Genomic DNA, 20,668 nt, shown 5'->3' with positions numbered 1-20,668 from the left:
GAGTTTCCATGTCCGAGTCCCCCGCCCCGCGCCCCTCCCGCCCGCTGCCGCCGGTAGCCATCGTGATCGGCGTGCTGTTCTTCTTCGGCCTGCTCGGGCTGATGATCTACGGGGTTATGAAATCGGGTGATCCGCAGCGCGACGTGCTGCCATCGGCGCTGATCGACAAGCCGGCGCCAGCGTTCGCGCTGCCGGTGCTGCACGACCCGGAAATGATCGTGCACAGCGACGAACTGCGTGGCGCGCCGTACCTGTTGAACGTGTGGGGCAGCTGGTGCGCGGCCTGCCGCGAGGAACACCCGGTGCTGACCCGTTTCGCCGAGAGCAAGCGCGTGCGCGTGATCGGCTACAACTGGAAGGATGAACCGACCGATGCCCTGCATTGGCTGGAACAGCTGGGCAACCCGTTCATGGTCGTGCTCAGCGACGTGGAAGGCCGCACCGCGATCGACTGGGGCGTGACCGCCGCACCGGAAACCTTCCTTGTCGACGGCAGCGGCATCGTGCGCTGGAAGTACAGCGGTGCGATGACCCAGCGCGTGGTCGACGAGAAGCTGATCCCGGCGCTGGAGAAGATCGAGAAGGCCCAGGGCAATGCCGGCAGCACGTTGCACACGGCGCCCTGAGCCCATGCGCTGGCTGCTGGCGCTGCTGCTCCTGATGCTGCCGCTGGCCGCGCTGGCACAGCAGCCGCTGCATGATCCGCAGCCGCTGCAGTTCCGCGATGGCGCCGAAGAACGCCGCTTCCACGACCTGGCCGCGCAGCTGCGCTGCGTGCAGTGCCAGAACCAGTCGCTGGCCGATTCCAACGCGCAGATCGCGCAGGACCTGCGCCGCGAGGTGCTGCAGCTGATGCAGCAGGGCCACGACGACGCGCAGATCAAGCAGTTCCTGGTCGCGCGCTACGGTGAGTTCGTGCTCTATCAGCCACCGTTGCAGCCGGGCACCTGGCTGCTGTGGGGCGGTCCCCTGCTGATGCTCGGTGCGGGTGCTCTGGTGGTGCTGGGCATCGTCCGCCGCCGTGGCCGTACGGTTGGCGCCGCAGCGGCCGGCAAGGCCGATGAAGGAGACGGATGGTGAGCCATTGGCTGCCGATGCTGGCCGGTCTGGTTGCTGCGTTGATGGCAGCGCTGGTGCTGTGGCCGCTGCGCCACTCTGGCCGCCGCGGTTTCGTGGTCGGCGTGTTCGCACTGGGCGTGGCCGGTGCCTGCCTGTATCTGCTGGTCGGTGATCCGCGTGCAGCACAGGTGCAACCGACGCCTTCGGTAGCCACCCTGCGCGATGGCGTGCAGGCCCTGCAGGATGCACTGAAGCGTGACCCACAGCGGGCCGATGGCTGGGCGCTGCTGGGCCGGTCGCAAGCCGAACTGGGCAATGCCGCAGCCGCGGCGGACGCGTTCGCGCGGGCCGCCACTCTCGCCCCGGAAGACCCCGGCGTGCTGGTGGAGGCGGCGCAGGCACGTGCGCAGGCCGATGCCGGCAAGCAGTTCGATGACACGGCGATGGCCTGGCTGCAGCAGGCGCGTGCGCTGGCGCCCGATGCCGAGCGTGCCAGCTGGCTGCTGGGTATCGCCCTGCGTCAGCGCGGAAAGAATGCCGAGGCCGCAGATGTGTGGAGCGGCCTGCTGCCACGGCTTGAGCCCGGCGCCGCGCAGGCGCTGCAGGCGCAGATCGCCATCGCCCGTGAAGCCGCCGGTCAGCCGTCCGATGCAGCCGTTGCGGCGCCACCGGCGCTGTTGCAGGTGCGCGTGCAGTTGCCTGCGTTGAAGGGCACCGAGTGGCCGGCCAGCACCCAGGTATTCGTGCTGGCCCGCGCCGTGGGTGGACCGCCGATGCCGGTGGCCGCACGCAAGCTGCCCTTGGCCGGATTCCCGGCCACGGTCGGGCTGGGTGACGCTGACAGCCCGATGCCAACCGCACCGCTGTCGGCCCATCGCGAAGTGGAAGTGCTGGCACGCATCTCGCGCACCGGCAGCGCCAACCGCAGCGAAGATGACCTGCAGAGCGTGCCGGTGAAGGTGAGCCTGCCCCACGACGGTGTTGTGGAGCTGCGCTTCCCGTAACGCGCCGCGGTAGTGCCGGCCGCTGGCCGGCAACCTCATGAATCGTGATGCGCCTGCCAGGGTGCCGGGCAGCGGGCGGCACTACCTGCCTCGCCGATGGAAACCAGCGTGTCGCCAGCTCCACATGCGGCCCCGCTAGAATGCCTGCATGACCGAATTCATCCCGCCCGGCACCCGCTTCCACGCCCTGCCCTCGCCCTTCCCGTTCAAGCGCGGCGGCGCCCTGCACGGCGCGCGCGTCGCCTATGAGACCTGGGGAACACTGGCGGCCGACGCCAGCAACGCGATCCTGATCGTGACCGGCCTCTCGCCGGATGCACATGCGGCAGCCAACGACGCCAACCCGGCAGCGGGCTGGTGGGAAGGCATGGTCGGACCCGGCAAGGCGATCGATACCGACCGCTGGTTCGTGGTCTGCGTGAACTCGCTGGGCAGCTGCAAGGGCTCGACCGGTCCGGCCTCGCTCAACCCGGCCACCGGCCAACCGTATCGTCTCGACTTCCCCGAGCTGTCGATCGAAGACGGCGCGCGCGCCGCGATCGAAGTCGTGCGCGCCCTGGGCATCGAACAGCTGGCCTGCGTGGTCGGCAATTCGATGGGCGGCATGACCGCGCTGGCCGTGCTGATGCTTCACCCGGGCATCGCGCGCAGCCACGTCAACATTTCCGGCAGTGCGCAGGCGCTGCCGTTCTCCATCGCGATCCGCTCGCTGCAGCGCGAAGCGATCCGCCTTGATCCACGCTGGAATGGTGGCCACTACGACGACGACGCGTATCCCGAGTCCGGCATGCGCATGGCGCGCAAGCTGGGCGTGATCACCTACCGCTCGGCACTGGAATGGGATGGCCGCTTCGGCCGCGTGCGGCTGGATTCGGACCAGACCGACGACGATCCGTTCGGTCTGGAATTCCAGGTGGAAAGCTACCTGGAAGGCCACGCACGGCGCTTCGTGCGTTTCTTCGACCCCAACTGCTATCTGTACCTGAGCCGCTCGATGGACTGGTTCGACCTGGCCGAGTATGCCGATGGCGATGTGCTGGCCGGGCTGGCGAAGATCCGGGTGGAGAAGGCGCTGGCCATCGGCGCCAACACCGACATCCTGTTCCCGGTGCAGCAGCAGCAACAGGTCGCCGATGGCCTGCGTGCCGGAGGCGCTGACGCCCATTTCATCGGATTGGAGTCACCGCAGGGTCACGACGCCTTCCTGGTCGATTTCGAGCGTTTCGGCCCCGCCGTGCGCGGCTTCCTCGACGCGCTGTAAGTGGCGTGGCGGCGTAACCTCGCGTTGGCCGCGTTCGGCGCGTTGATCGCGCTGATGGTCAGCGGTGTGCTGCCGCTGTGGCTGGGCGGCTGGTGCATGCTGACCAGCGCGGTGTCGTTCGCGCTGTACGGCCAGGACAAGCGCGCGGCGCAGCGAAAGCAATGGCGCATTCCCGAACGCACCCTGCAACTGCTGGCCTTTGCCGGTGGCTGGCCGGGCGCGCTGCTGGGCCAGGCGCTGTTCCGACACAAGCACCGCAAGGCCGCATTCCAGTGGGTGTTCTGGTTGTGCGTGCTGGCCAACGTGGCCTCGATCGCGGTGATGCTGCGCGAGTTCTCGCGGTAACCGTTCGAATGGGTAATGCCGGCCGCTGGCCGGCAATTCCGTGTCCGTATCAGGCGCCATGAGGTTGCCGGCCAGCGGCCGGCACTACCGGTTCACGCTTCGCGGACCAGAGCCCCGTCGCGCAACCGGTACTGCGCATCGACCACGCCTTCGGGCAGGTCGTCGTGGGTGATCATCAACAGGCTGCGCCCGTCCAGCAACCCGGAAAGGTCCTGCAACAGCGCGCGTGCGGTATCCACGTCCAGGCCTTCGGTCGGTTCGTCCAGCAGCAGGATCGGCGCATTGCGCAGCAGCGCACGCGCCAGTGCCAACCGCCGCGCCTGCCCGGCCGACATCGTCGCGCCGTTCTCGCCCACCCAGGCCTGCAGGCCGCCGTTGCGCTCGGCCCATTCGCCCAGGCGCACGCGGCGCAGCACCGCCCACAAGGCGGCGTCGCTGGCATCGGGATCACCCAACCGCAGGTTCTCGGCCACGCTGCCGGCAAACACCGGCGCGTTCTGCGGCAGCCACGCCAGTTGCCGGTGCCAGTCGGCCTGGGCGAAATCACGCAGATCGCGGCCACCGTAGGTCAGCCGCCCCTGCTGCGGATCCCACAACCGCAGCAGCAGGCTCGACAGCGTGGTCTTGCCGCTGCCGCTGTCTCCACGGATGGCGATGCGTTCGCCTGGCGCCAGGGTCAGCTGCAGGCCGGACAACACCGGCCGCGCGCCGCCCGGCCACTGGAAATGCACGTCATCCCAATGCACGCGCGCAGCCGGCGGCACCACCTGTGGCGCCTGCGGATCGTCCACTGTCGGCGGTTGCTCGACGATCGCCTGCAGGCGATCGGCGGCAATGCGCCCGGACTGCAGCGACTGCCAGGCCAGGCCCATGCCGGCCCACAGCTCGATCAACGCCACGGTGAGGAACACCAAACCTGCGGCCATTTCCGGTGCGATGCGCTGCTGCTCGGCCGCGTGCAGGGCCAACGCCAGCATCGCCACCAGGCCCAGCCCGGCCACCAGGCCATGCAGGGTCGAGGCCGCGATCAGGCGCCAGCGGCGGCGGCGGTCACGCGAGGCCAGCTGCTTGGCTGCCACGCGCACCTTCAGCTGCCACGCTGCATCGGCATGCAGCGCGGCCAGGTCACCCGCACCTTCCAGCCCTTCGAATGCAGCGGTACGCAATGCGGCACGATGCGCGGCACGGTCGGCCTCTTCGTCGTCATGGCCACGCACGCCCAGCCACGGCACGCCGAAGGCGATCAGCAGCGCCAGCACCGCCAGCAGCACCGCAGCCGACGGCAGGATCAGTGCTGCCGAAACGATCGCGACCAGCGACAATCCGCCCAACGCCAGCAGCGGCCCGATCGCACGCACCAGCAGGCCGTCCACTTCACCGATGTCGCCGAGCAGGCGCGCCAGAAGGTCGCCGGTGCGCGTAGCCCCCAACCGTGCGGGTGCCAGCGGCAACGCGCGGCGGAAGAACCACACGCGCAGGTCGCGGGCGATGCGCAGCGTGGCGTCGTGGCCGACCAGCTTCTCGAAATAGCGCGACACGATGCGCGCCATCGTCAGCCCGCGTATGCCCGCGGACGGTGAGAAGAAGTTGAAGCCTTGGCCGAGGCCGGCCGCACCAGCCAACGCGGCGGCGGTGAGGAAGCCACCGGACAGGCCAAGCAATGCGGTGCCGGCCAGCATGGTGGTCCACAGCAGCAGCACGGTCAGCAGCAGGCGCGGCCGATGGCGCAGGAACACCGCGCGCAGCGAATCAGGCGAACGGCTCATGCGCGCACCGCCTGTGCCGGTTCGACCAGGCGCCCTTCCGGCAGCAGCAGGCAGCGGTCGGCCCAGGCGATCACCGCCGGGCTGTGGGTGGCGACCACCACACTGCGACCCCGCGCATAGGCAGCCAGGCTGCGCAGCAGTGCGGCCTCGGTATCGGCGTCGAGAAACGCGGTGGGTTCGTCCAGCAACAGGACCTGCGGGTCGCGCAGCAACAACCGGGCCAGGCCGATACGACGGGCTTCGCCGCCGGACAGGCCGAAGCCACGTTCGCCGATCACCGTGTCCAGGCCCTGTGGCAGGCGCTGTGCGAATTGCAGCACCTGCGCGGCCTCGGCCACCGCACGAAGACGCGCATCGCTGGCACCCGGATCGGCCAGCCGCAGGTTGTCGGCGATGCTGCCGTGGAACAGGTAGGGGCGCTGGCTGGCATAGGCCACCTGCACACCGGGACGCAGCTGCAGCTTGCCGGCGCGCGGCGGCAGCCAGCCGGCCAGCGCTTCCAGCAGGGTGCTTTTACCAGAACCGCTGGGACCAACCAGGGCCAGGCGCTGGCCCGGCTCCAGCCGCAGGTCCAGATCCCGCAGCACATCCTGCGGCGCGCCCAGCGGGCGCAGCACCAGCCCTTGTGCCTGCAGCGGCGGCAACGCGGCCTCGGCCGGCTCCACCGCCAGCGGTGCAACCTCGTTCTCGACCAGGCCCTGCTCATCGGGCAGCGACTGCAGCAGGCGCTCCACTTCGGCGGCGGCGGCCAGTGCATTGGCGCGATCATGGTAGTGCGCGGCCAGCCGTCGCAGCGGCGCATAGAATTCCGGTGCCAGCAGCAGGCAGAACAGCCCCGCACCCAGCGTCGGCACCGCTGCATGCAGCGACATCATGCCCAGATAGCTCAGGCCCAGGTACAGCGCCACCATCGCCACGCTCACCGAGGCGAAGAATTCCAGCACCGTGGACGACAGGAAGGCAATCCGCAGCACCTTCAGCGTGCGCACGCGCACGCCTTCAGCGGCAGCCTCGATACCCTCCAGCTCGGCGTCACCGCGGCCATACAGGCGTAGCAGGCCCAGGCCCTTGATGCGGTCGGCGAAATGGCCGCTCATGCGTGCCAGCTCACCCAGCTGCGCACGGCCGGCCGCTTCGGCGCCCCAGCCCACCAGCATCATGAAAAATGGCACCAGCGGCGCAGTGAACAGCAGGATCAGCGCCACCACCCAGTCGACCCAGGCGACAGCGGCCAGGATCAGCAGCGGCACCACCACCACTTCAGTGCGCACCGGTAGGAAGCCGCTGTAATAGCTCTCGATCGCATCACCGTGATGCAGCATCAGTTCGCCCAGTTCGCCGGTGCGGCGCTGCCGCAGCCACAGTGGGCCGTGGCCCAGCAGGCGTGCGAACACGCGTTCGCGCAATGCCAGGCGTGCGGCGTCGGCCACGTCACCGGCGGCGGCCTGGGTGGCGCTGCCCAGCAGGGTGCGCAGCACCAGGATCACCGCCAATCCCGCCAGCACCGGCAGGCCAGAGGCCAGCGGCACGCGCTCCACCAGCACCTGCTGTACCAGCCAGGCGATGGCGGCAGCCTGGCCGATCAACAGTGCGCCGGACAGGCTGATGCACAGCGCGGCCAGGCGCTGGCGGCCCCGGGCGGAGCGTGCCAGGTCGGCCAGCCAGGCCGTGCGCACACGCCGCTGGCGGGCGGTTTCAGCTTCCGGGGACAGGCCGTCAGGGGTCGTTTCGGCAGCGCTCAAGAGGTCTTCACGGGCAACGGAGGAGACACGGCATTGTAGGCGCAGGCAATAGCCCGCCCCTGCGGCCGGCGGTCGCAGTCTTCATCAGGTTGGCATACGATCAACCGGGGCACCTGTTCATACATTGATCTGGATCAAGGCTGTTTGAAGTAGTCGGTCACATCATTCACGTCGTAGACCACCCTTCCCGCCACCTGCAACGGCACTATCCAACGAGGTAGCCAGGCCATGATTGATCAGACAGTCGTAGAACTGTCGCGGCTGCAATTCGCGCTGACCGCGATGTACCACTTCCTATTCGTACCGCTCACCCTCGGCCTGTCCTTCATGGTGGCCATCATGGAGAGCGTGTATGTGATGACCGGCAAGGAGATCTGGCGCAGGATGACCCTGTTCTGGGGCGTCCTGTTCGGCATCAACTTCGCCATGGGCGTTGCCACCGGCATCGTCATGGAATTCCAGTTCGGCATGAACTGGTCCTACTACAGCCACTACGTGGGTGACATCTTCGGTGCGCCACTGGCCATCGAAGGCCTGATGGCGTTCTTCCTGGAAGCGACCTTCGTCGGCCTGTTCTTCTTCGGCTGGAACCGCCTGAGCAAGGTCAAGCACCTGATGGTGACCTGGCTGATGGCGCTGGGGACCAACCTGTCGGCGATCTGGATCCTGGTGGCCAATGGCTGGATGCAGAACCCGACCGGTGCGGTGTTCAACCCGGAAACCATGCGCATGGAAGTGGTCGACTTCATGGCGGTGGTGTTCAACCCGGTGGCGCAGGCCAAGTTCGTGCACACCGTCAGCGCCGGCTACGTGACCGGTGCAGTGTTCGTGATGGCGATCAGCGCGCTGTTCCTGCTGCGCAACAAGCACAGGGACCTGGCCCGTCGTTCGTTTGCGGTGGCCGCGGCGTTCGGCCTGCTGTCATCGCTGTCGGTGGTCGTGCTGGGTGACGAGAGCGGTTACGCCGCCAGCGAACACCAGAAGATGAAGCTGGCCGCGATCGAAGCGATGTGGGAGACCGAGCGTGCGCCGGCCGACTTCACCGCCTTCGGCATCCCCAACCAGGCGACCCACCAGAACGACTACGCGGTGAAGATCCCCTACCTGATGGGCCTGATCGCCACCCGCTCGTTGAACCAGCCGATTCCCGGCATCCTGGAACTGGTCGAGCGCGCCGAACACCGCGTGCGTGGCGGCCAGCTGGCCTACGGTGCATTGGAACGCCTGCGCGCCAACAAGAACGACGTTGAAGCGCGCGAGATGTTCGACCGTCACTGGCAGGACCTGGGCCACGGCCTGCTGCTCAAGCGCTATCGTGATGACATCCTCAACGCCACCCCGCAGGAAATCTCGCAGGCGGCGATGGACACGGTGCCGCGCGTGATGCCGTTGTTCTGGACCTTCCGCGTGATGGCCGGCCTCGGCTTCTACCTCATCGCTTTCTTCGCCCTGGCCTTCTACTACTCCTGCCGCAACAATTTCCAGGACAAGCGCTGGTTCCTCAAGCTGGCCCTGTGGACGCTGCCGGCACCGTGGATCGCGATCGAGTGCGGCTGGTTCGTGGCCGAGTATGGTCGCCAGCCGTGGGCGGTCGATGGCGTGCTGCCGACCTTCTATGCAGCATCGGGGCTGGCCCTGCATGAAATCGTGCTGACCCTGGCCGGCTTCACCGCCATCTACACCGCGCTGATCGTGGTCGAGATCAAGCTGATGCTCAAGGCGATCCGCAAGGGTCCGGACGAGGTGCTGCCGTCACTGCAGTCGCCCCAGCCGCATGCTTCCCACAATGCCTCGGCGCCGGCCGCCGGCCAGGCCTGAGGCAGGAGAACCAAGATGGATTTCATTCTTCTGGACTACACCACGCTGCGCGTGATCTGGTGGCTGCTGCTCGGCATCCTGCTGATCGGTTTCGCCGTGATGGATGGTTTCGACCTGGGCGTGGGCACCCTGCTGCCCTTCGTCGCCCGCAACGACGCTGAGCGCCGGCTGGTGATCAATACCATCGGTCCGGTATGGGAAGGCAACCAGGTGTGGCTGATCCTGGGCGGCGGCGCGATCTTCGCCGCATGGCCGCCGCTCTACGCGGTCAGCTTCTCCGGGTTCTACCTGGCGATGTTCGTGATCCTGTTCGCGCTGATCCTGCGACCGGTCGGCTTCAAGTTCCGCAGCAAGATGCCCAGCGAGCGCTGGCGCAACACCTGGGACTGGGCGCTGTTCATCGGTGGCTTCATCCCGGCGCTGATCATGGGCGTGGCGGTGGGCAACGTGGTGCTGGGCGTGCCGTTCCACTTCGATGACAGCATGCGCATCTTCTACACCGGCTCGTTCTTCGGCCTGCTGATGCCCTTCGCGCTGCTGGCCGGCCTGCTCAGCGTGTCGATGCTGGTCGCCCACGGTGCCGCCATGCTGGTGCTGAAGACCGACGGCCCGGTGGCCGAACGTGCGGCCCGTTTCGGCAGCATCGCCGCGATCATCGCCTTCGTGCTGTTCGCGGTGGGCGGTGCCTGGGTGGCCTTCGGCCTGCCGGGTTACCAGATCACCTCGCAGGTGGTCACCGACGGCGCCACCAATCCGCTGCTGAAGACCGCCGAACTCGGCGCCGCCGGTGGCTGGATGCGCAACTACAGCGCCATGCCGGCCACGATCCTGGCGCCGCTGCTGGGCCTGGCCGGCCTGCTGGCCAGTGCGGTACTGCTGCGGGCCCGTCGCGGCGGCCTGGCCTTCATCGCCTCCGGGGCAGCCATCGCCGGCATCATCCTGACCGTCGGCTTTGCGATCTTCCCGTTCCTGCTGCCGTCCTCGAGCCAGCCCACCTCCAGCCTGACCGTGTGGGACGCCTCGTCCAGCCACCTGACCCTGTGGATCATGCTGCTGGCCACGGCGGTATTCCTGCCGATCATCCTCGCCTACACCACCTGGGTGTACCGCGTGCTGAAGGGCAAGACCACCACCGAAGAGATGGGTAACAACCCGAACGCGTATTGATTGCTTGCACGTGTGCCGACCAACGGTCGGCACCTACCCGGAATGAAGGAGACTGATCATGTGGTATTTCGCCTGGATTCTCGGTGCCGGCCTCGCCTCGACGGTGGCCATCCTCAACGGCATGTGGTTCGAAGCCCGCGAGCAGAACCGCATCGAGAAGGAAAATCGTCGCTGAGCTGTAAAAAAGCCTTGCCGCCTTGGCCTTCACACGGTATCTTAGGCGGCTCCTTCGGGGTGTAGCTCAGTCTGGTAGAGCGCTACGTTCGGGACGTAGAGGTCGCAGGTTCGAATCCTGTCTCCCCGACCACTTCGGTGGTCGCATTGAAGCCTGGTGAAGTCGTCCAGGCTTTTTTGTTCCCTGAAGTGGCACTGCTTCGGCAGTGTGAAGAAAACAGCATTCACCCCTTGCCGCCATCGGGGTGAATCGCTAGAATAGGCGGCTCCCTTCGGGGTGTAGCTCAGTCTGGTAGAGCGCTACGTTCGGGACGTAGAGGTCGCAGGTTCGAATCCTGTCTCCCCGACCACTTCGGTGGTCACCAAGAAGCCTGGAAGACATCACTGTCCTCCGGGTTTTTTTGTATCAGGCACCTGGCCGCCCGCATGACGGGACCTTGCCGGAGCCCGCACGTACAATGGCCGCGCTGCCGGCCCGCCAGCAGCCCCTCCCCCACCTGCCGCTTCGGCGTAGACCGATGCCGGCGCTGCATGCCATTGCCCCGGCGTGCGACACCTGCAAGGACCACCGATGAGTTCCTCCACTTCCGATTCGCCGTCGCTGCTGCACGGCCGCGTCCTCGCATTCGCCGCGATCCTGCTGGCAGCGATCAACCTGCGCACCGCGGTCACCTCGATCACCCCGCTGCTGGACGTGCTCGGCCAGCAGTTCGGTTTCGGTACCACCATGACCGGCGTGCTGGGCATGCTGCCGACCGCGTCGTTCGCACTGTTCGGCGTGGCCACGCCGGCGCTGGCGCGGCGCCTGGGCCTGGAGCGCACCACGCTGCTGGCGATGGTGATGGCGATGGCCGGCCTGCTGCTGCGTTCCAGCGCCGGCAACGTCGGCACGCTGCTGTTGGGTTCGGTGGTGGCACTGGCCGGCATGGGCATCGGCAACGTGGTGGTGCCGCCGCTGGTGAAGCGCTATTTCGCCAACAAGGTCGGCACCATGAGCACGCTCTACATCAGCGTGCTGCAGCTGGGCACCATGCTGCCGGCGCTGCTGGCGGTGCCGGTGGCCAACGCCGCAGGCTGGCGCGTGTCGCTGGGCATGTGGGCACTGCTGGCACTGGCCGCAGCATTGCCGTGGCTGGTTCTGGCCAGGCGCGCACCGAAGCCGCAGGCAGATGCCACCGACCCGGCCGCACAGCCGCATGGGAAAGTCTGGCGCACCTCACTGGGCTGGAGCATGACGCTGATGTTCGGCATGACTTCGCTGATGACCTATTCGATGTTCACCTGGCTGCCACGCATCGTGGTCGAGGCCGGCGGCACACCGGCCTTTGGTGGCGTGATGGTGGCGGTGTTCTCGGCGCTCGGGCTGCTGCCGTCGCTGGTCATTCCATCCATGGCAGTTCGCATGCAGAACCCGTTCCCGCTGGTGCTGATCGGCTTCTTCTCGTTCGTGATCGCCTTCACCGGCCTGCTGCTGGCACCGATGAAGGCCCCCCTGCTGTGGGCGTGCCTGCTCGGCGTCGGTCCATCCACCTTCCCGCTGGCGCTGACCCTGATCAACCTGCGCACGCGCACCCCCACCGGCTCGGCGGCACTGTCCGGCTTCATGCAGGGCGTGGGTTACAGCTTCAGCTGCCTGGGGCCGTTCCTGGTCGGCTGGCTGCATACGGTCAGCAACGGCTGGACGCTCCCGTTCAGCTTCCTGTTCGGCTGCGCCACCCTGATGCTGTGCGCCTCCTGGGTGGCCTGCAAGCCGCGCAAGCTGGAAGACCTCTGGTAAGCCGCGCAGGGCCTCGCAACCGGCCCTACCTACCGCTCGTCAGCCCGTCTGCGCATTTTGACACCGGGCTGACAATTCCGGGCGGATAGTGCCCACGAATGCCCATCCTTGCCGCGTGCCGGCATCGGGCATGGGGGCGGCAGCGCCGCCCAGGCCGCCATTCGGTGTGCGGGGGACTCTCGTTTCAGACAAGACATTGCAGGTCGCTGTCCGGGTTTGTATCCGTCCTTGCTGGACGGGAATGCACGAAGGGAGTGACGCGGGCCACGGCCACGCCAAAAGCTGGCATGTGATGTGCGTCACATTTCTCAGGTTGTCTGGTTCGGAAGCCAAGCGGGTCCCCAATGGTTGTCCACCGCCGGCTGGCGCTCTGCGTCGGCCTTGCCTGTACCGCCCTGGCCTGGGCCAGCAGCGCTGCCTCGCCTGACCGCGAGGCGGCCCTGGCCGAGATCGGCCGCTACCGCGACCAGGCCCGCTGGCTGGATGCCCTCGGCGCGATCGAGCGCGCCAGCCAAGAGCAACCCAACGACGACCTGCTGTTCAAGCTGCGCGTACTGACCCTGGGCGACATCGGCAACGCCTGGCGCGCCTGGGAGCTGTACCAGCAGCGCCCGCAGTTGTTCGACGCTGCACAGAAGCAACGCATCGAAGGCGACTACCTGGCCAAGCTGGTGGTCTGGAGCCTGGCCTACAGCAGCAGCGAAGACAGCCGCCTGGAAGAAGCCGAATCGACCCTGGCGCGCATGCAGCGCTACCTGGGCAGCGAAGGCACCCCGCCCGCGCAGGCGCCGCTTCGCGTCCGCATGGACCGGCTGATCCTGCTCAACCGGCTGGGCCGCCATGCGCAGGTGCGCGAGGAAGCCCGCGCACTGCAGGCCGAAGGCCATGCCCTGCCCGACTATGTGCTGCCTGCGGTCGGCGATTCGCTGATGGGCACCCTGCATCCGGAAGAAGCCATACCGGTGCTGCAGGCGGCAGTGGCCGGCGACCCGACACGCGATGCCTCGCATTCGGAACTGGCCTATGCCTACCTGGAGAGCGAGCAGCAGGAAAAGGCGATCGACCTGCTGCAGGCCTGGCGTGACAAGGAGCCGGCGTGGCGCTGGAGCAACGGCAAGTCACCGTACGCGAACTGGTCACGTTACGAGGCCGACCTGAATCTGGCGATGGTACGCGCCTATAGCGGCGACCTGCGCACCGCACAGCACGACCTGGAATCGATGGTCGACATCGCACCGGGCAACGGCGGCCTGCAGAGCGCGCTGGGCAGCGTGTACATGATGCGCGGATGGCCACGCATGGCACTGCAGCGCCAGCAGATGGCACATGCGCTGGACCCTCGCGACATCGAGCCGCGGCTGGGCATGGAGGAGGCCTACGTCGCCCTGCAGCGCGATGACCTGGCAAGGCCACTGCACGACGATCTTGTCGCACGCTACCCGACCCAACCCGCCGTCGAACGCATGGACCAGGCCTGGCGCGCGCATCGCGGTTGGCAGCTGAAGGCATGGACCGACATTGGTCGCAGCTCCGGCGGTGGCGGCACCTCGCCGCTGGGCAACAACGACCGTCACTACGGCATGGAAGTGCAGACACCGGTGCTCGACGACCGCTGGCGGTTGTTCGCCTTCGCCGACAGGCGCTCGGTCGACTTCCAGGACCAGCGCATCGACCCGCTGTGGCTGGGCGCGGGCGTACGCTACCGCTTTGGCCAGCTGGATGCGGAAGCGGCGGTACTGCGCGCCAACGACCACATTGGCGATACCGGCCTGCGCATCGGCGTGGGTTGGCAGTTCAACGATTACTGGCATGCCGGGCTGGTGGCCGCACGCAATGACCCGGAAGCCTCGATGCAGGCGCGCGTGGCGGGCATCAGCGCTGACAGCGTAAGCGCGCAGGTCGACTACCGGCGCAGCGAGCTGACCCACTGGATGTTCGGCGCCAGCCGCTTCCGCTACGACGACGGCAACCACCGCGAGCTGTTCAGCACCAGCATCGAACAGCGCCTGCTGACCCGCCCGCGCTGGTTGATCGACGGCCTGGCCAGTGCCTACACCAGCCGGGGCAGCCGCGACGACGCGCCCTACTTCAACCCGAAGCGCGACCGCATGGTCGAGATCGGGCTGCGCATCGACCAGCAGCTGTGGCGGCACTACGAGCGCCACTTCCGGCACCGCCTGACGGTCTCGCTCGGTGACTACTGGCAGGACGGCTTCGGCAGCGCTCTGGTCCCTTCGGTGTCCTACATGCACGAATGGCAGCTGGGCCAGGGCCGCGTGTTCGAGTACGGCGTGCGCTGGTCGCGGCCGGTCTACGACGGCCACCGCGAGCGTCATATCGGCTTCGAAGCCGCACTGCGCTGGGGAGAGTGACATGGCCCGCATCCTGCGACTGATCGTGCTCCTGCTGCTGGCCGCCACGCCGCCGGCGTTCGCGCAGCAGGCCCTGCATCTCGATGCCACTGACAACGGCCTGCTGATCCTCAGCTACCACGACATCCGCGACCGGGTCGCGGCCAAGGGCGACGCCGATACCTACGCGGTGAGCACGCAGAACTTCGCCGCGCACCTGGATTGGCTGGGGGCACACGGCTACCACCCGGTGTCGCTGTCGCAGGTGATCGACGCCTCCCAGGGACGCGCCACGCTGCCACCGAAACCGGTACTGCTGACCTTCGATGATGGCCTGCGCAGCGTCTACGACAAGGCGTTCCCGCTGCTGCAGGCGTACCGCTACCCGGCGCTGGTGGCAGTGATCACCGATTACGTGGACATGGCGCCCGGGCGCACGATCGACTATGGCTACCGGCCGTTCGGCCACGATGACTTCGTTACCTGGGCGCAGCTGAAGCAGATGCACGACAGCGGCCTGATCGAAGTGGCCAGCCATACAGACGACCTGCACCACGGAGTGCTTGCCAATCCGCAGGGCAATTCGACGCCAGCGGTGGTCACCCGCATCTACCGGCCGGCCACGCGCAGCTACGAGAGCGAGGCGCAGTACGAGCAGCGCCTGCGCGCCGATCTCGGCCGCAGCGTGCAGCGCATCCAGCAGCATCTGGGCGTGCGCCCGCGCGCCATCGTCTGGCCGTACGCGGCCTACAACCAGTTGAGCAACGACATCGCCGAACAGCTGGGCATGCCGGTGTCCTTCGATCTGGAAGGCCGCAGCACACCAGTGGCCAGCGACCTGCATGGGCTGGCGCGCTTCCTGGTCAGCGACAACCCGACCGTGGAGGGCCTGGCCTACGAGCTGCGGCGCGACGTTGCGCTCGACGGCATCCGCGCGTTGCAGGTCGACCTGGATGATGTGTACGACCCGGACCCGGCGCAGCAAGGGCGCAACCTCGATGCGCTGATCGAGCGGGTCAAACGCATCTCGCCCACCCACGTCTACCTGCAGGCGTTCGCCGATCCCGACGGCAACAACACCGCCGATGCACTGTACTTCCCCAACCGGCACATGCCGATGCGCGCGGACCTGTTCAGCCGGGTCGCCTGGCAGCTGAAGTCGCGCGCGGGGGTGAAGGTCTACGCATGGCTGCCGGTGCTCGGCTTCGAGCTGCCCGACCCCGTGCAGCGCAAGGCACTGGCGATCCACAACGGCGATGCCGACGGCATGTACCGGCTGGACTTCACCAATCCGAAGGCACGCCAGATCATGCTCGACATCTACGAGGATCTGGCCGTCAATTCGTATTTCGAAGGCCTGCTCTTCCATGATGATGGCTACCTGCGCGACACAGAACTGCCCACGCTGGCGGCCGGCGACGATGGCAGCGCTCGCACCCGGGCGCTGATCGACTTCACCCTGGCCCTGCGCGACAGTGCGCAGCGTTGGCGGCCGAAGCTGGCCACGGTGCGCAACCTGTACGCGGAGCCGGTGCTGCGTCCGCAGAGCGAAGCCTGGTTCGCGCAGCGCCTGGACCTGTTCAACAAGGCCTACGACCAGACCGCACTGATGGCGATGCCGTGGATGGAAGGCAGCAGGCATCCGGAACGCTGGCTCGACCAGCTGCTGGCCGCGGTGCGTGCGCACGATCCCCAGTTGCAGCACACCCTGTTCGAACTGCAGACCGTCGATTGGCGCAGCGGGCAGCCGATTCCCGCCGAGCGCCTGCGCGCGCAGATCCGCCAGCTGCAGGCGCAGGGCGTGCACCACTTCGCCTGGTACCCGGACGACTTCATCGCCGGCCAGCCTTCCACCCATGATGCCCGCGCGGCGATGTCCGCCGGCAACTTCCCGTACCCGGAGAAGTGACATGGACATGCACCCGCTGCTGCAGGTCCTGTTCCAGTTCGCCTTCTACTACCCGATGGTGATGGCGTTCTTCTGGATGTCGGGCGGCCTGTATTACTACTTCCGGCGCGAACGCCATTCGCGCCCACGCAACGACCCGCCGCTGATGGTCGATCCACCGTTCGCGAGCCTGTTGATTCCCTGCCACAACGAGTCCGCGAACCTCGACGACACACTCAGCGCGGCGCTGGCACAGCGCTATCCGGCCGACTACGAGGTGATCGCCATCGACGATGGCAGCAGTGATGACACCGGCGCCCGGCTCGACGTGCTGGCGGCGAAGCATCCGCGGCTGCGCGTGCTGCACCTGGACCGCAACCTCGGCAAGGCCAACGCGCTGCGCATGGGTGCGCTGGCGGCCCGCTCGGAGTACCTGGTGTGCATCGATGGCGATGCCATGCTGGAGGAACACGCCCTGCACTGGATGGTCTGGCACCTGGTCAGCGGCAACCGCGTCGGTGCGGTCACCGGCAACCCGCGCATCCGCAACCGTTCCACCCTGCTTGGACGCCTGCAGGTGGCCGAATTCTCCTCGATCATCGGCATGATCAAGCGCGCGCAGCGCGTGTACGGGCGCATCTTCACCATCTCCGGAGTGATCGCCGGCTTTCGCCGCACCGCCCTGCACCAGGTCGGCTGGTGGTCGGACGACATGGTGACCGAGGACATCGACATCAGCTGGCGCCTGCAGCGTGCGCATTGGGACATCCGCTACGAACCCAACGCGCTGTGCTTCATCCTGATGCCGGAAACGCTGAAGGGCCTGTGGCGGCAACGGCTGCGCTGGGCGCAGGGTGGCGTGGAGGTGATGCTGCGGCATGCGCGTTCACTGCTGCACTGGAAGGAACGGCGCATGTGGGGCGTACTGCTGGAGTACGTGCTGAGCGTGATCTGGGCCTACACCATGTTGTTCATCGTGGTGCTGTGGGTGCTGGGCAAGCTCATCGACATGCCGCCGCAGCTGTACATCGGCAGCCTGCTGCCGCAATGGCATGGCGTGATCCTGGCCCTGGTCTGCCTGATGCAGTTCGCCAGCAGCCTGATCATCGACCGTCGTTACGAAACACAGATTGGACGCAACTACTTCTGGGTCATCTGGTACCCGATGGCGTACTGGCTGATCAGTCTTTCCACCACCCTGGTGGCGTTGCCGAAGACCCTGCTGCGCCGTCGCAGCAAGCGCGCCACCTGGACCAGTCCCGATCGGGGGATCCGATGAACGCACAACGCCCGTCCAACCGCTTCGACTCGCGGATGATCCGCAAGCCGCATCGCCAACCACGCTTCCAGCGCACCGCCTGGGGCTTCGTCACCCTCGCGTTCTGGGGGTTCTACTTCTACCTGTGGGCACCGTTGGTGACCCTGTTCTCGTGGCTGATCGGCGGCCAGCTGGCCTGGCAGCAGCTGTACGAACGGCAAAGCCAGTTCGACCCCTATGTGCTGGTGGCACTGCCGCTGATGCTGCTGTGTGCCAGCGTGCTGCTGATCGGCTGGGCCGAGTACAACCGCGCGCGCTTCCGTGGCCACGAGCGACGCCTGCCGCGACCGCTGGCCAGCCTCAATGAAGTCGCGGCCGATCTGGGTGCCAGCACCGGCCTTGCCGAGCGCCTGCTGGGCTGCAAGGCCGCCACGCTGCACATGGACGATCACGCGCGGCCGATCGGTATCCGCCGCGAGGTGGTGTGACGCCCCGGTAGTCGCCGACCCGGGTCGGCGCTTGCTTGGGTAGCTGCCGACCCTGGTCGGCGCTTGGGCCTGGTGGGCGCCGACCTTGGTCGGCACCGGGGTCTACCGCGAAGGGCATCCGCGCATCGCGTGGATCTACTTGCGCGTCTGCCCTTCACCGCGCACGACGAATCGTTCGACGGTGAGTGCTTCCAGGCCCATTGGGCCGTACGCATGCAGGCGCGTGGTGGAAATGCCGATCTCGCTGCCCAGGCCCAGCTGTCCACCGTCGGAGAAGCGCGACGAGGCATTGACCATCACCACCGCCGAGCGCAGTGCGTTGACGAAGCGCTCGGCATGGCCGGCGTCTTCGGTGACGATCACTTCGGTATGGTCGGAGGTATAGGCACGGATATGCGCGATGGCCGCATCGAGGTCGTCAACCACCCGCACGGCCAGCACCAGGTCGAGGAACTCGGCAGCGTAGTCGTCTTCGCTGGCGGCGGTGCTGCCCGGCAGCAGCGGCTGCGCGTTCGTGTCGGCGCGCAGCTCCACGCCACGCTCACCGAGCGCCTGCGCCACGCGCGGCAGGAAGGCTTCGGCCACATCACGATGCACCAGCAGGGTTTCCAGCGAGTTGCAGGCCGACGGACGGCTGCACTTGCCGTCCACCAGAAGGTCGATGGCTTTGCCGAGGTCGGCGCTGGCATCCACGAACAGGTGGCAGACACCCTTGTAGTGCTTGATCACCGGCACCCGCGCATGCTCGGCAACGAAGCGGATCAGGCCTTCGCCGCCGCGCGGAATCGCCAGATCGATCAGTTCATGCAGCTGCAGCAGCTCCAGCATTGCTTCGCGGCGCAGGTCGGTCAGCACGGTCACTGCCGCCGCCGGTACGCCATTGGCCTGCAGGGCGCCGGCCAGAGCCTGCGCGATGGCGGTGTTGGAGTGGATCGCTTCGGAACCACCGCGCAGGATCACGCCATTGCCGGCCTTCAGGCACAGCGCAGCCGCTTCGGCGGTCACGTTCGGGCGCGCCTCGTAGATCATCGCGATCACGCCCAGCGGCACGCGCACCTTCTGCACGCGGATGCCGTTTGGACGCACATCGTCGCGGGTGATCTGGCCGACGGGATCGGGCAGCGCGGCGACCTCACGCACGGCTTCGGCCATCGCGAACAGGCGTGCCGGGTCCAGCGCCAGGCGGTCGAGCATGGCACTGCCAATGCCTTTCTCGCGCGCAGCGGCAAGGTCGCGCGCATTACCGGCCAGGATCAGCCCGGCATTCACTTCCAGTGCCTGGGCCATTGCCAGCAGCAGCGTGCGGCGCGCCGCACTGTCGAGGCCGGCAACGATCTGGGCCGCGTCACGGCAGGCACGCGCCTGCGCTTCGATTTCGCTCATCGGGGAGTCCTTCAAACCGGTCATGGCAGCACCAGATCGTCGCGATGGACGACACTGCCACCGTAGTTGTAGCCCAGCACGGCCTCGATGTCGCGCGAATGGCGGCCGGCGATCCGGCGCACATCATCGGCCGCGTACTGGCTGACGCCGCGCGCCACGCAGACGCGGCCCTGTGGCGCGTTCCAGCACACCTGCACCATGTCGCCACGGCGGAACATGCCCTCCGCGCCGGTGATGCCGCCGGGCAGCAGCGAGGCGCCCTTCTCGCGCATCGCCTGCGCCGCGCCGGCATCGATCACGATCGCACCCTCGACCAGCGGCGCGTGCCGCAGCCAGTGCTTGCGGGCCGCCTCACGGCTGCGCGCGGCGTGGATACGGGTACCGAACAGGCGGTCCTGGGCCAGCGCGCGTACCACGTCACCGCTACGGCCATTGAACAGATAGGTTTCGATGCCGAGACGACCCGCCTTCGCTGCCGCTTCCAGCTTGGTCCGCATGCCGCCGGTACCGGCGCGCGAGCCGGCGCCGCCGGCCATCGCCAGCACCTCGTCACTCAGTTCCGGCACGTCGTGCAGCGGCCGCGCGTCGGCCACGGTGCGCGGGTCGGCGCTGTACAGGCCATCGATATCGGTGGCGATGAACAGCGCATCGGCATCGACCAGCGCCGCCACGGTGGCGGCCAGGTTGTCGTTGTCGCCGAGCTTGAGTTCGTCCACCGACACGGTGTCGTTCTCGTTGACCACCGGCAACGCGCCCAGCCGCAGCAGTTCGTTGAGCGTTGCGCGGGCGTTGAGGTAGCGGCGGCGGTTGCGCAGGTCGTCATGGGTCAGCAGCACCTGCGCCACCGGGCGCTCGAAGAAGCGCTGCCAGAGCCCGATCAGCTGGGCCTGGCCGAGCGCAGCCAGCGCCTGCCGCGCCGCCATCGCCGCGCCAGGTTCATCGGCCCGCGGCAGGATCGCGCGCCCGGCAGCGACCGCGCCGGAAGACACGATCACCACCTCGCGCCCGGCCAGGACATTGGCCGAGACGAACTGGGCCAGGCCCAGCGCGTGGCGTGGTGACAGGCCGCCGCCATCGGCTGCCAGCAGGCTGCTGCCGACTTTCAGCACCGCACGCCGCCACGGCGGCAGCGCCTGTTGCGGAAACGGCGAAGCGGCGTTGGCGGCGTGCAGGGTCATCAGTCAGTC

The 20,668-nt window shown here is 67.6% G+C and carries 17 protein-coding genes and 2 tRNA genes; 15 read left to right on the top strand and 4 right to left on the bottom strand.

Going from position 1 to position 20,668, the window contains the following annotated elements:
• Positions 1-8 precede the first annotated feature (8 nt).
• From AC5P5X_RS03230 to AC5P5X_RS03210, 5 genes are all read left to right on the top strand, one after another.
• Positions 9-626, top strand: a complete 618-nt coding sequence (locus AC5P5X_RS03230; protein WP_005410345.1) for a DsbE family thiol:disulfide interchange protein — start codon at positions 9-11, stop codon at positions 624-626.
• Positions 627-630: 4 nt separating this feature from the next.
• Complete coding sequence (locus tag AC5P5X_RS03225; RefSeq protein WP_005413991.1) at positions 631-1,080, top strand: cytochrome c-type biogenesis protein; 450 nt, start codon at positions 631-633, stop codon at positions 1,078-1,080.
• Complete coding sequence (locus AC5P5X_RS03220; protein WP_049459788.1) at positions 1,074-2,063, top strand: tetratricopeptide repeat protein; 990 nt, start codon at positions 1,074-1,076, stop codon at positions 2,061-2,063. Before AC5P5X_RS03225 ends, AC5P5X_RS03220 begins: the two co-directional genes overlap by 7 nt.
• Before the next feature lie 148 nt (positions 2,064-2,211).
• Complete coding sequence (gene metX / locus AC5P5X_RS03215; RefSeq protein ID WP_043035339.1) at positions 2,212-3,324, top strand: homoserine O-acetyltransferase MetX; 1,113 nt, start codon at positions 2,212-2,214, stop codon at positions 3,322-3,324.
• Positions 3,325-3,669, top strand: coding sequence for a DUF1294 domain-containing protein (locus AC5P5X_RS03210; RefSeq protein WP_043035340.1), 345 nt, complete (start codon positions 3,325-3,327; stop codon positions 3,667-3,669).
• A gap of 92 nt (positions 3,670-3,761) precedes the next feature.
• Here the strand turns inward: AC5P5X_RS03210 and cydC are convergent, their stop codons facing one another.
• Both cydC and cydD read right to left on the bottom strand, forming a co-directional pair.
• Positions 3,762-5,435, bottom strand: coding sequence for a thiol reductant ABC exporter subunit CydC (gene cydC, locus AC5P5X_RS03205; RefSeq protein ID WP_005413995.1), 1,674 nt, complete (start codon positions 5,433-5,435; stop codon positions 3,762-3,764).
• Positions 5,432-7,177, bottom strand: a complete 1,746-nt coding sequence (cydD, locus tag AC5P5X_RS03200; RefSeq protein WP_043035342.1) for a thiol reductant ABC exporter subunit CydD — start codon at positions 7,175-7,177, stop codon at positions 5,432-5,434. The genes cydC and cydD overlap by 4 nt, the downstream gene beginning before the upstream one ends.
• A 228-nt stretch (positions 7,178-7,405) precedes the next feature.
• Between cydD and AC5P5X_RS03195 the strand changes: the two genes are divergently transcribed.
• The 10 genes from AC5P5X_RS03195 (at position 7,406) to pgaD (ending at position 18,098) form a co-directional block, all read left to right on the top strand.
• Complete coding sequence (locus tag AC5P5X_RS03195) at positions 7,406-8,995, top strand: cytochrome ubiquinol oxidase subunit I (protein WP_065183463.1); 1,590 nt, start codon at positions 7,406-7,408, stop codon at positions 8,993-8,995.
• Between the two features lie 15 nt (positions 8,996-9,010).
• Positions 9,011-10,162 carry a cytochrome d ubiquinol oxidase subunit II gene (cydB, locus tag AC5P5X_RS03190; protein WP_005410353.1) on the top strand — a complete coding sequence of 384 codons (1,152 nt, stop codon included), beginning with the start codon at positions 9,011-9,013 and terminating at the stop codon, positions 10,160-10,162.
• A gap of 58 nt (positions 10,163-10,220) precedes the next feature.
• Positions 10,221-10,337 (top strand): cytochrome bd-I oxidase subunit CydX, encoded by a 117-nt coding sequence (gene cydX / locus AC5P5X_RS03185; RefSeq protein ID WP_005410354.1) that lies wholly within the window; start codon positions 10,221-10,223, stop codon positions 10,335-10,337.
• A 55-nt stretch (positions 10,338-10,392) separates the two neighbouring features.
• Positions 10,393-10,469 (top strand) — tRNA-Pro (locus tag AC5P5X_RS03180).
• A 140-nt stretch (positions 10,470-10,609) separates the two neighbouring features.
• Positions 10,610-10,686, top strand: a tRNA-Pro gene (locus tag AC5P5X_RS03175).
• Positions 10,687-10,907: 221 nt separating this feature from the next.
• On the top strand, positions 10,908-12,113 hold the full coding sequence (locus AC5P5X_RS03170) for a CynX/NimT family MFS transporter (protein WP_033832954.1): 1,206 nt from the start codon (positions 10,908-10,910) through the stop codon (positions 12,111-12,113).
• 344 nt (positions 12,114-12,457) lie between these two features.
• Positions 12,458-14,485 (top strand): poly-beta-1,6 N-acetyl-D-glucosamine export porin PgaA, encoded by a 2,028-nt coding sequence (pgaA, locus tag AC5P5X_RS03165; protein WP_049460533.1) that lies wholly within the window; start codon positions 12,458-12,460, stop codon positions 14,483-14,485.
• 1 nt (position 14,486) lies between these two features.
• Positions 14,487-16,373, top strand: coding sequence for a poly-beta-1,6-N-acetyl-D-glucosamine N-deacetylase PgaB (gene pgaB / locus AC5P5X_RS03160; RefSeq protein ID WP_005413999.1), 1,887 nt, complete (start codon positions 14,487-14,489; stop codon positions 16,371-16,373).
• A 1-nt stretch (position 16,374) separates the two neighbouring features.
• Complete coding sequence (gene pgaC, locus AC5P5X_RS03155) at positions 16,375-17,631, top strand: poly-beta-1,6-N-acetyl-D-glucosamine synthase (RefSeq protein ID WP_111188832.1); 1,257 nt, start codon at positions 16,375-16,377, stop codon at positions 17,629-17,631.
• Positions 17,628-18,098 (top strand): poly-beta-1,6-N-acetyl-D-glucosamine biosynthesis protein PgaD, encoded by a 471-nt coding sequence (gene pgaD, locus AC5P5X_RS03150; protein WP_005410359.1) that lies wholly within the window; start codon positions 17,628-17,630, stop codon positions 18,096-18,098. The genes pgaC and pgaD overlap by 4 nt, the downstream gene beginning before the upstream one ends.
• A 135-nt stretch (positions 18,099-18,233) precedes the next feature.
• Here the strand turns inward: pgaD and AC5P5X_RS03145 are convergent, their stop codons facing one another.
• The gene (locus AC5P5X_RS03145) at positions 18,234-19,505 is read right to left on the bottom strand and encodes a glutamate-5-semialdehyde dehydrogenase (RefSeq protein ID WP_111188833.1); all 1,272 of its coding nucleotides are present in this window, start codon (positions 19,503-19,505) and stop codon (positions 18,234-18,236) included.
• Complete coding sequence (gene proB, locus AC5P5X_RS03140; protein WP_099480726.1) at positions 19,502-20,659, bottom strand: glutamate 5-kinase; 1,158 nt, start codon at positions 20,657-20,659, stop codon at positions 19,502-19,504. Before proB ends, AC5P5X_RS03145 begins: the two co-directional genes overlap by 4 nt.
• Between the last annotated feature and the right edge of the window lie 9 nt (positions 20,660-20,668).

It is taken from the genome of Stenotrophomonas sp. YJH_SMC_91 (assembly GCF_059368495.1).
Note: the sequence above shows the minus strand (reverse complement) of the source record. Positions and strands in the feature narration are given on the sequence as shown.

Bases quoted from the DNA above. Each gene is read 5' to 3' on its own strand.
- metX (WP_043035339.1), top strand. From the start codon at position 2,212: ATGACCGAATTCATCCCGCCCGGCACCCGCTTCCACGCCCTGCCCTCG.
- pgaC (WP_111188832.1), top strand. From the start codon at position 16,375: ATGGACATGCACCCGCTGCTGCAGGTCCTGTTCCAGTTCGCCTTCTAC.
- AC5P5X_RS03225 (WP_005413991.1), top strand. From the start codon at position 631: ATGCGCTGGCTGCTGGCGCTGCTGCTCCTGATGCTGCCGCTGGCCGCG.
- proB (WP_099480726.1), bottom strand. From the start codon at position 20,659: ATGACCCTGCACGCCGCCAACGCCGCTTCGCCGTTTCCGCAACAGGCG.
- cydC (WP_005413995.1), bottom strand. From the start codon at position 5,435: ATGAGCCGTTCGCCTGATTCGCTGCGCGCGGTGTTCCTGCGCCATCGG.
- cydX (WP_005410354.1), top strand. From the start codon at position 10,221: ATGTGGTATTTCGCCTGGATTCTCGGTGCCGGCCTCGCCTCGACGGTG.
- AC5P5X_RS03230 (WP_005410345.1), top strand. From the start codon at position 9: ATGTCCGAGTCCCCCGCCCCGCGCCCCTCCCGCCCGCTGCCGCCGGTA.
- pgaD (WP_005410359.1), top strand. From the start codon at position 17,628: ATGAACGCACAACGCCCGTCCAACCGCTTCGACTCGCGGATGATCCGC.
- pgaB (WP_005413999.1), top strand. From the start codon at position 14,487: ATGGCCCGCATCCTGCGACTGATCGTGCTCCTGCTGCTGGCCGCCACG.
- AC5P5X_RS03145 (WP_111188833.1), bottom strand. From the start codon at position 19,505: ATGACCGGTTTGAAGGACTCCCCGATGAGCGAAATCGAAGCGCAGGCG.
- cydB (WP_005410353.1), top strand. From the start codon at position 9,011: ATGGATTTCATTCTTCTGGACTACACCACGCTGCGCGTGATCTGGTGG.
- AC5P5X_RS03220 (WP_049459788.1), top strand. From the start codon at position 1,074: ATGGTGAGCCATTGGCTGCCGATGCTGGCCGGTCTGGTTGCTGCGTTG.
- AC5P5X_RS03170 (WP_033832954.1), top strand. From the start codon at position 10,908: ATGAGTTCCTCCACTTCCGATTCGCCGTCGCTGCTGCACGGCCGCGTC.
- AC5P5X_RS03195 (WP_065183463.1), top strand. From the start codon at position 7,406: ATGATTGATCAGACAGTCGTAGAACTGTCGCGGCTGCAATTCGCGCTG.
- pgaA (WP_049460533.1), top strand. From the start codon at position 12,458: ATGGTTGTCCACCGCCGGCTGGCGCTCTGCGTCGGCCTTGCCTGTACC.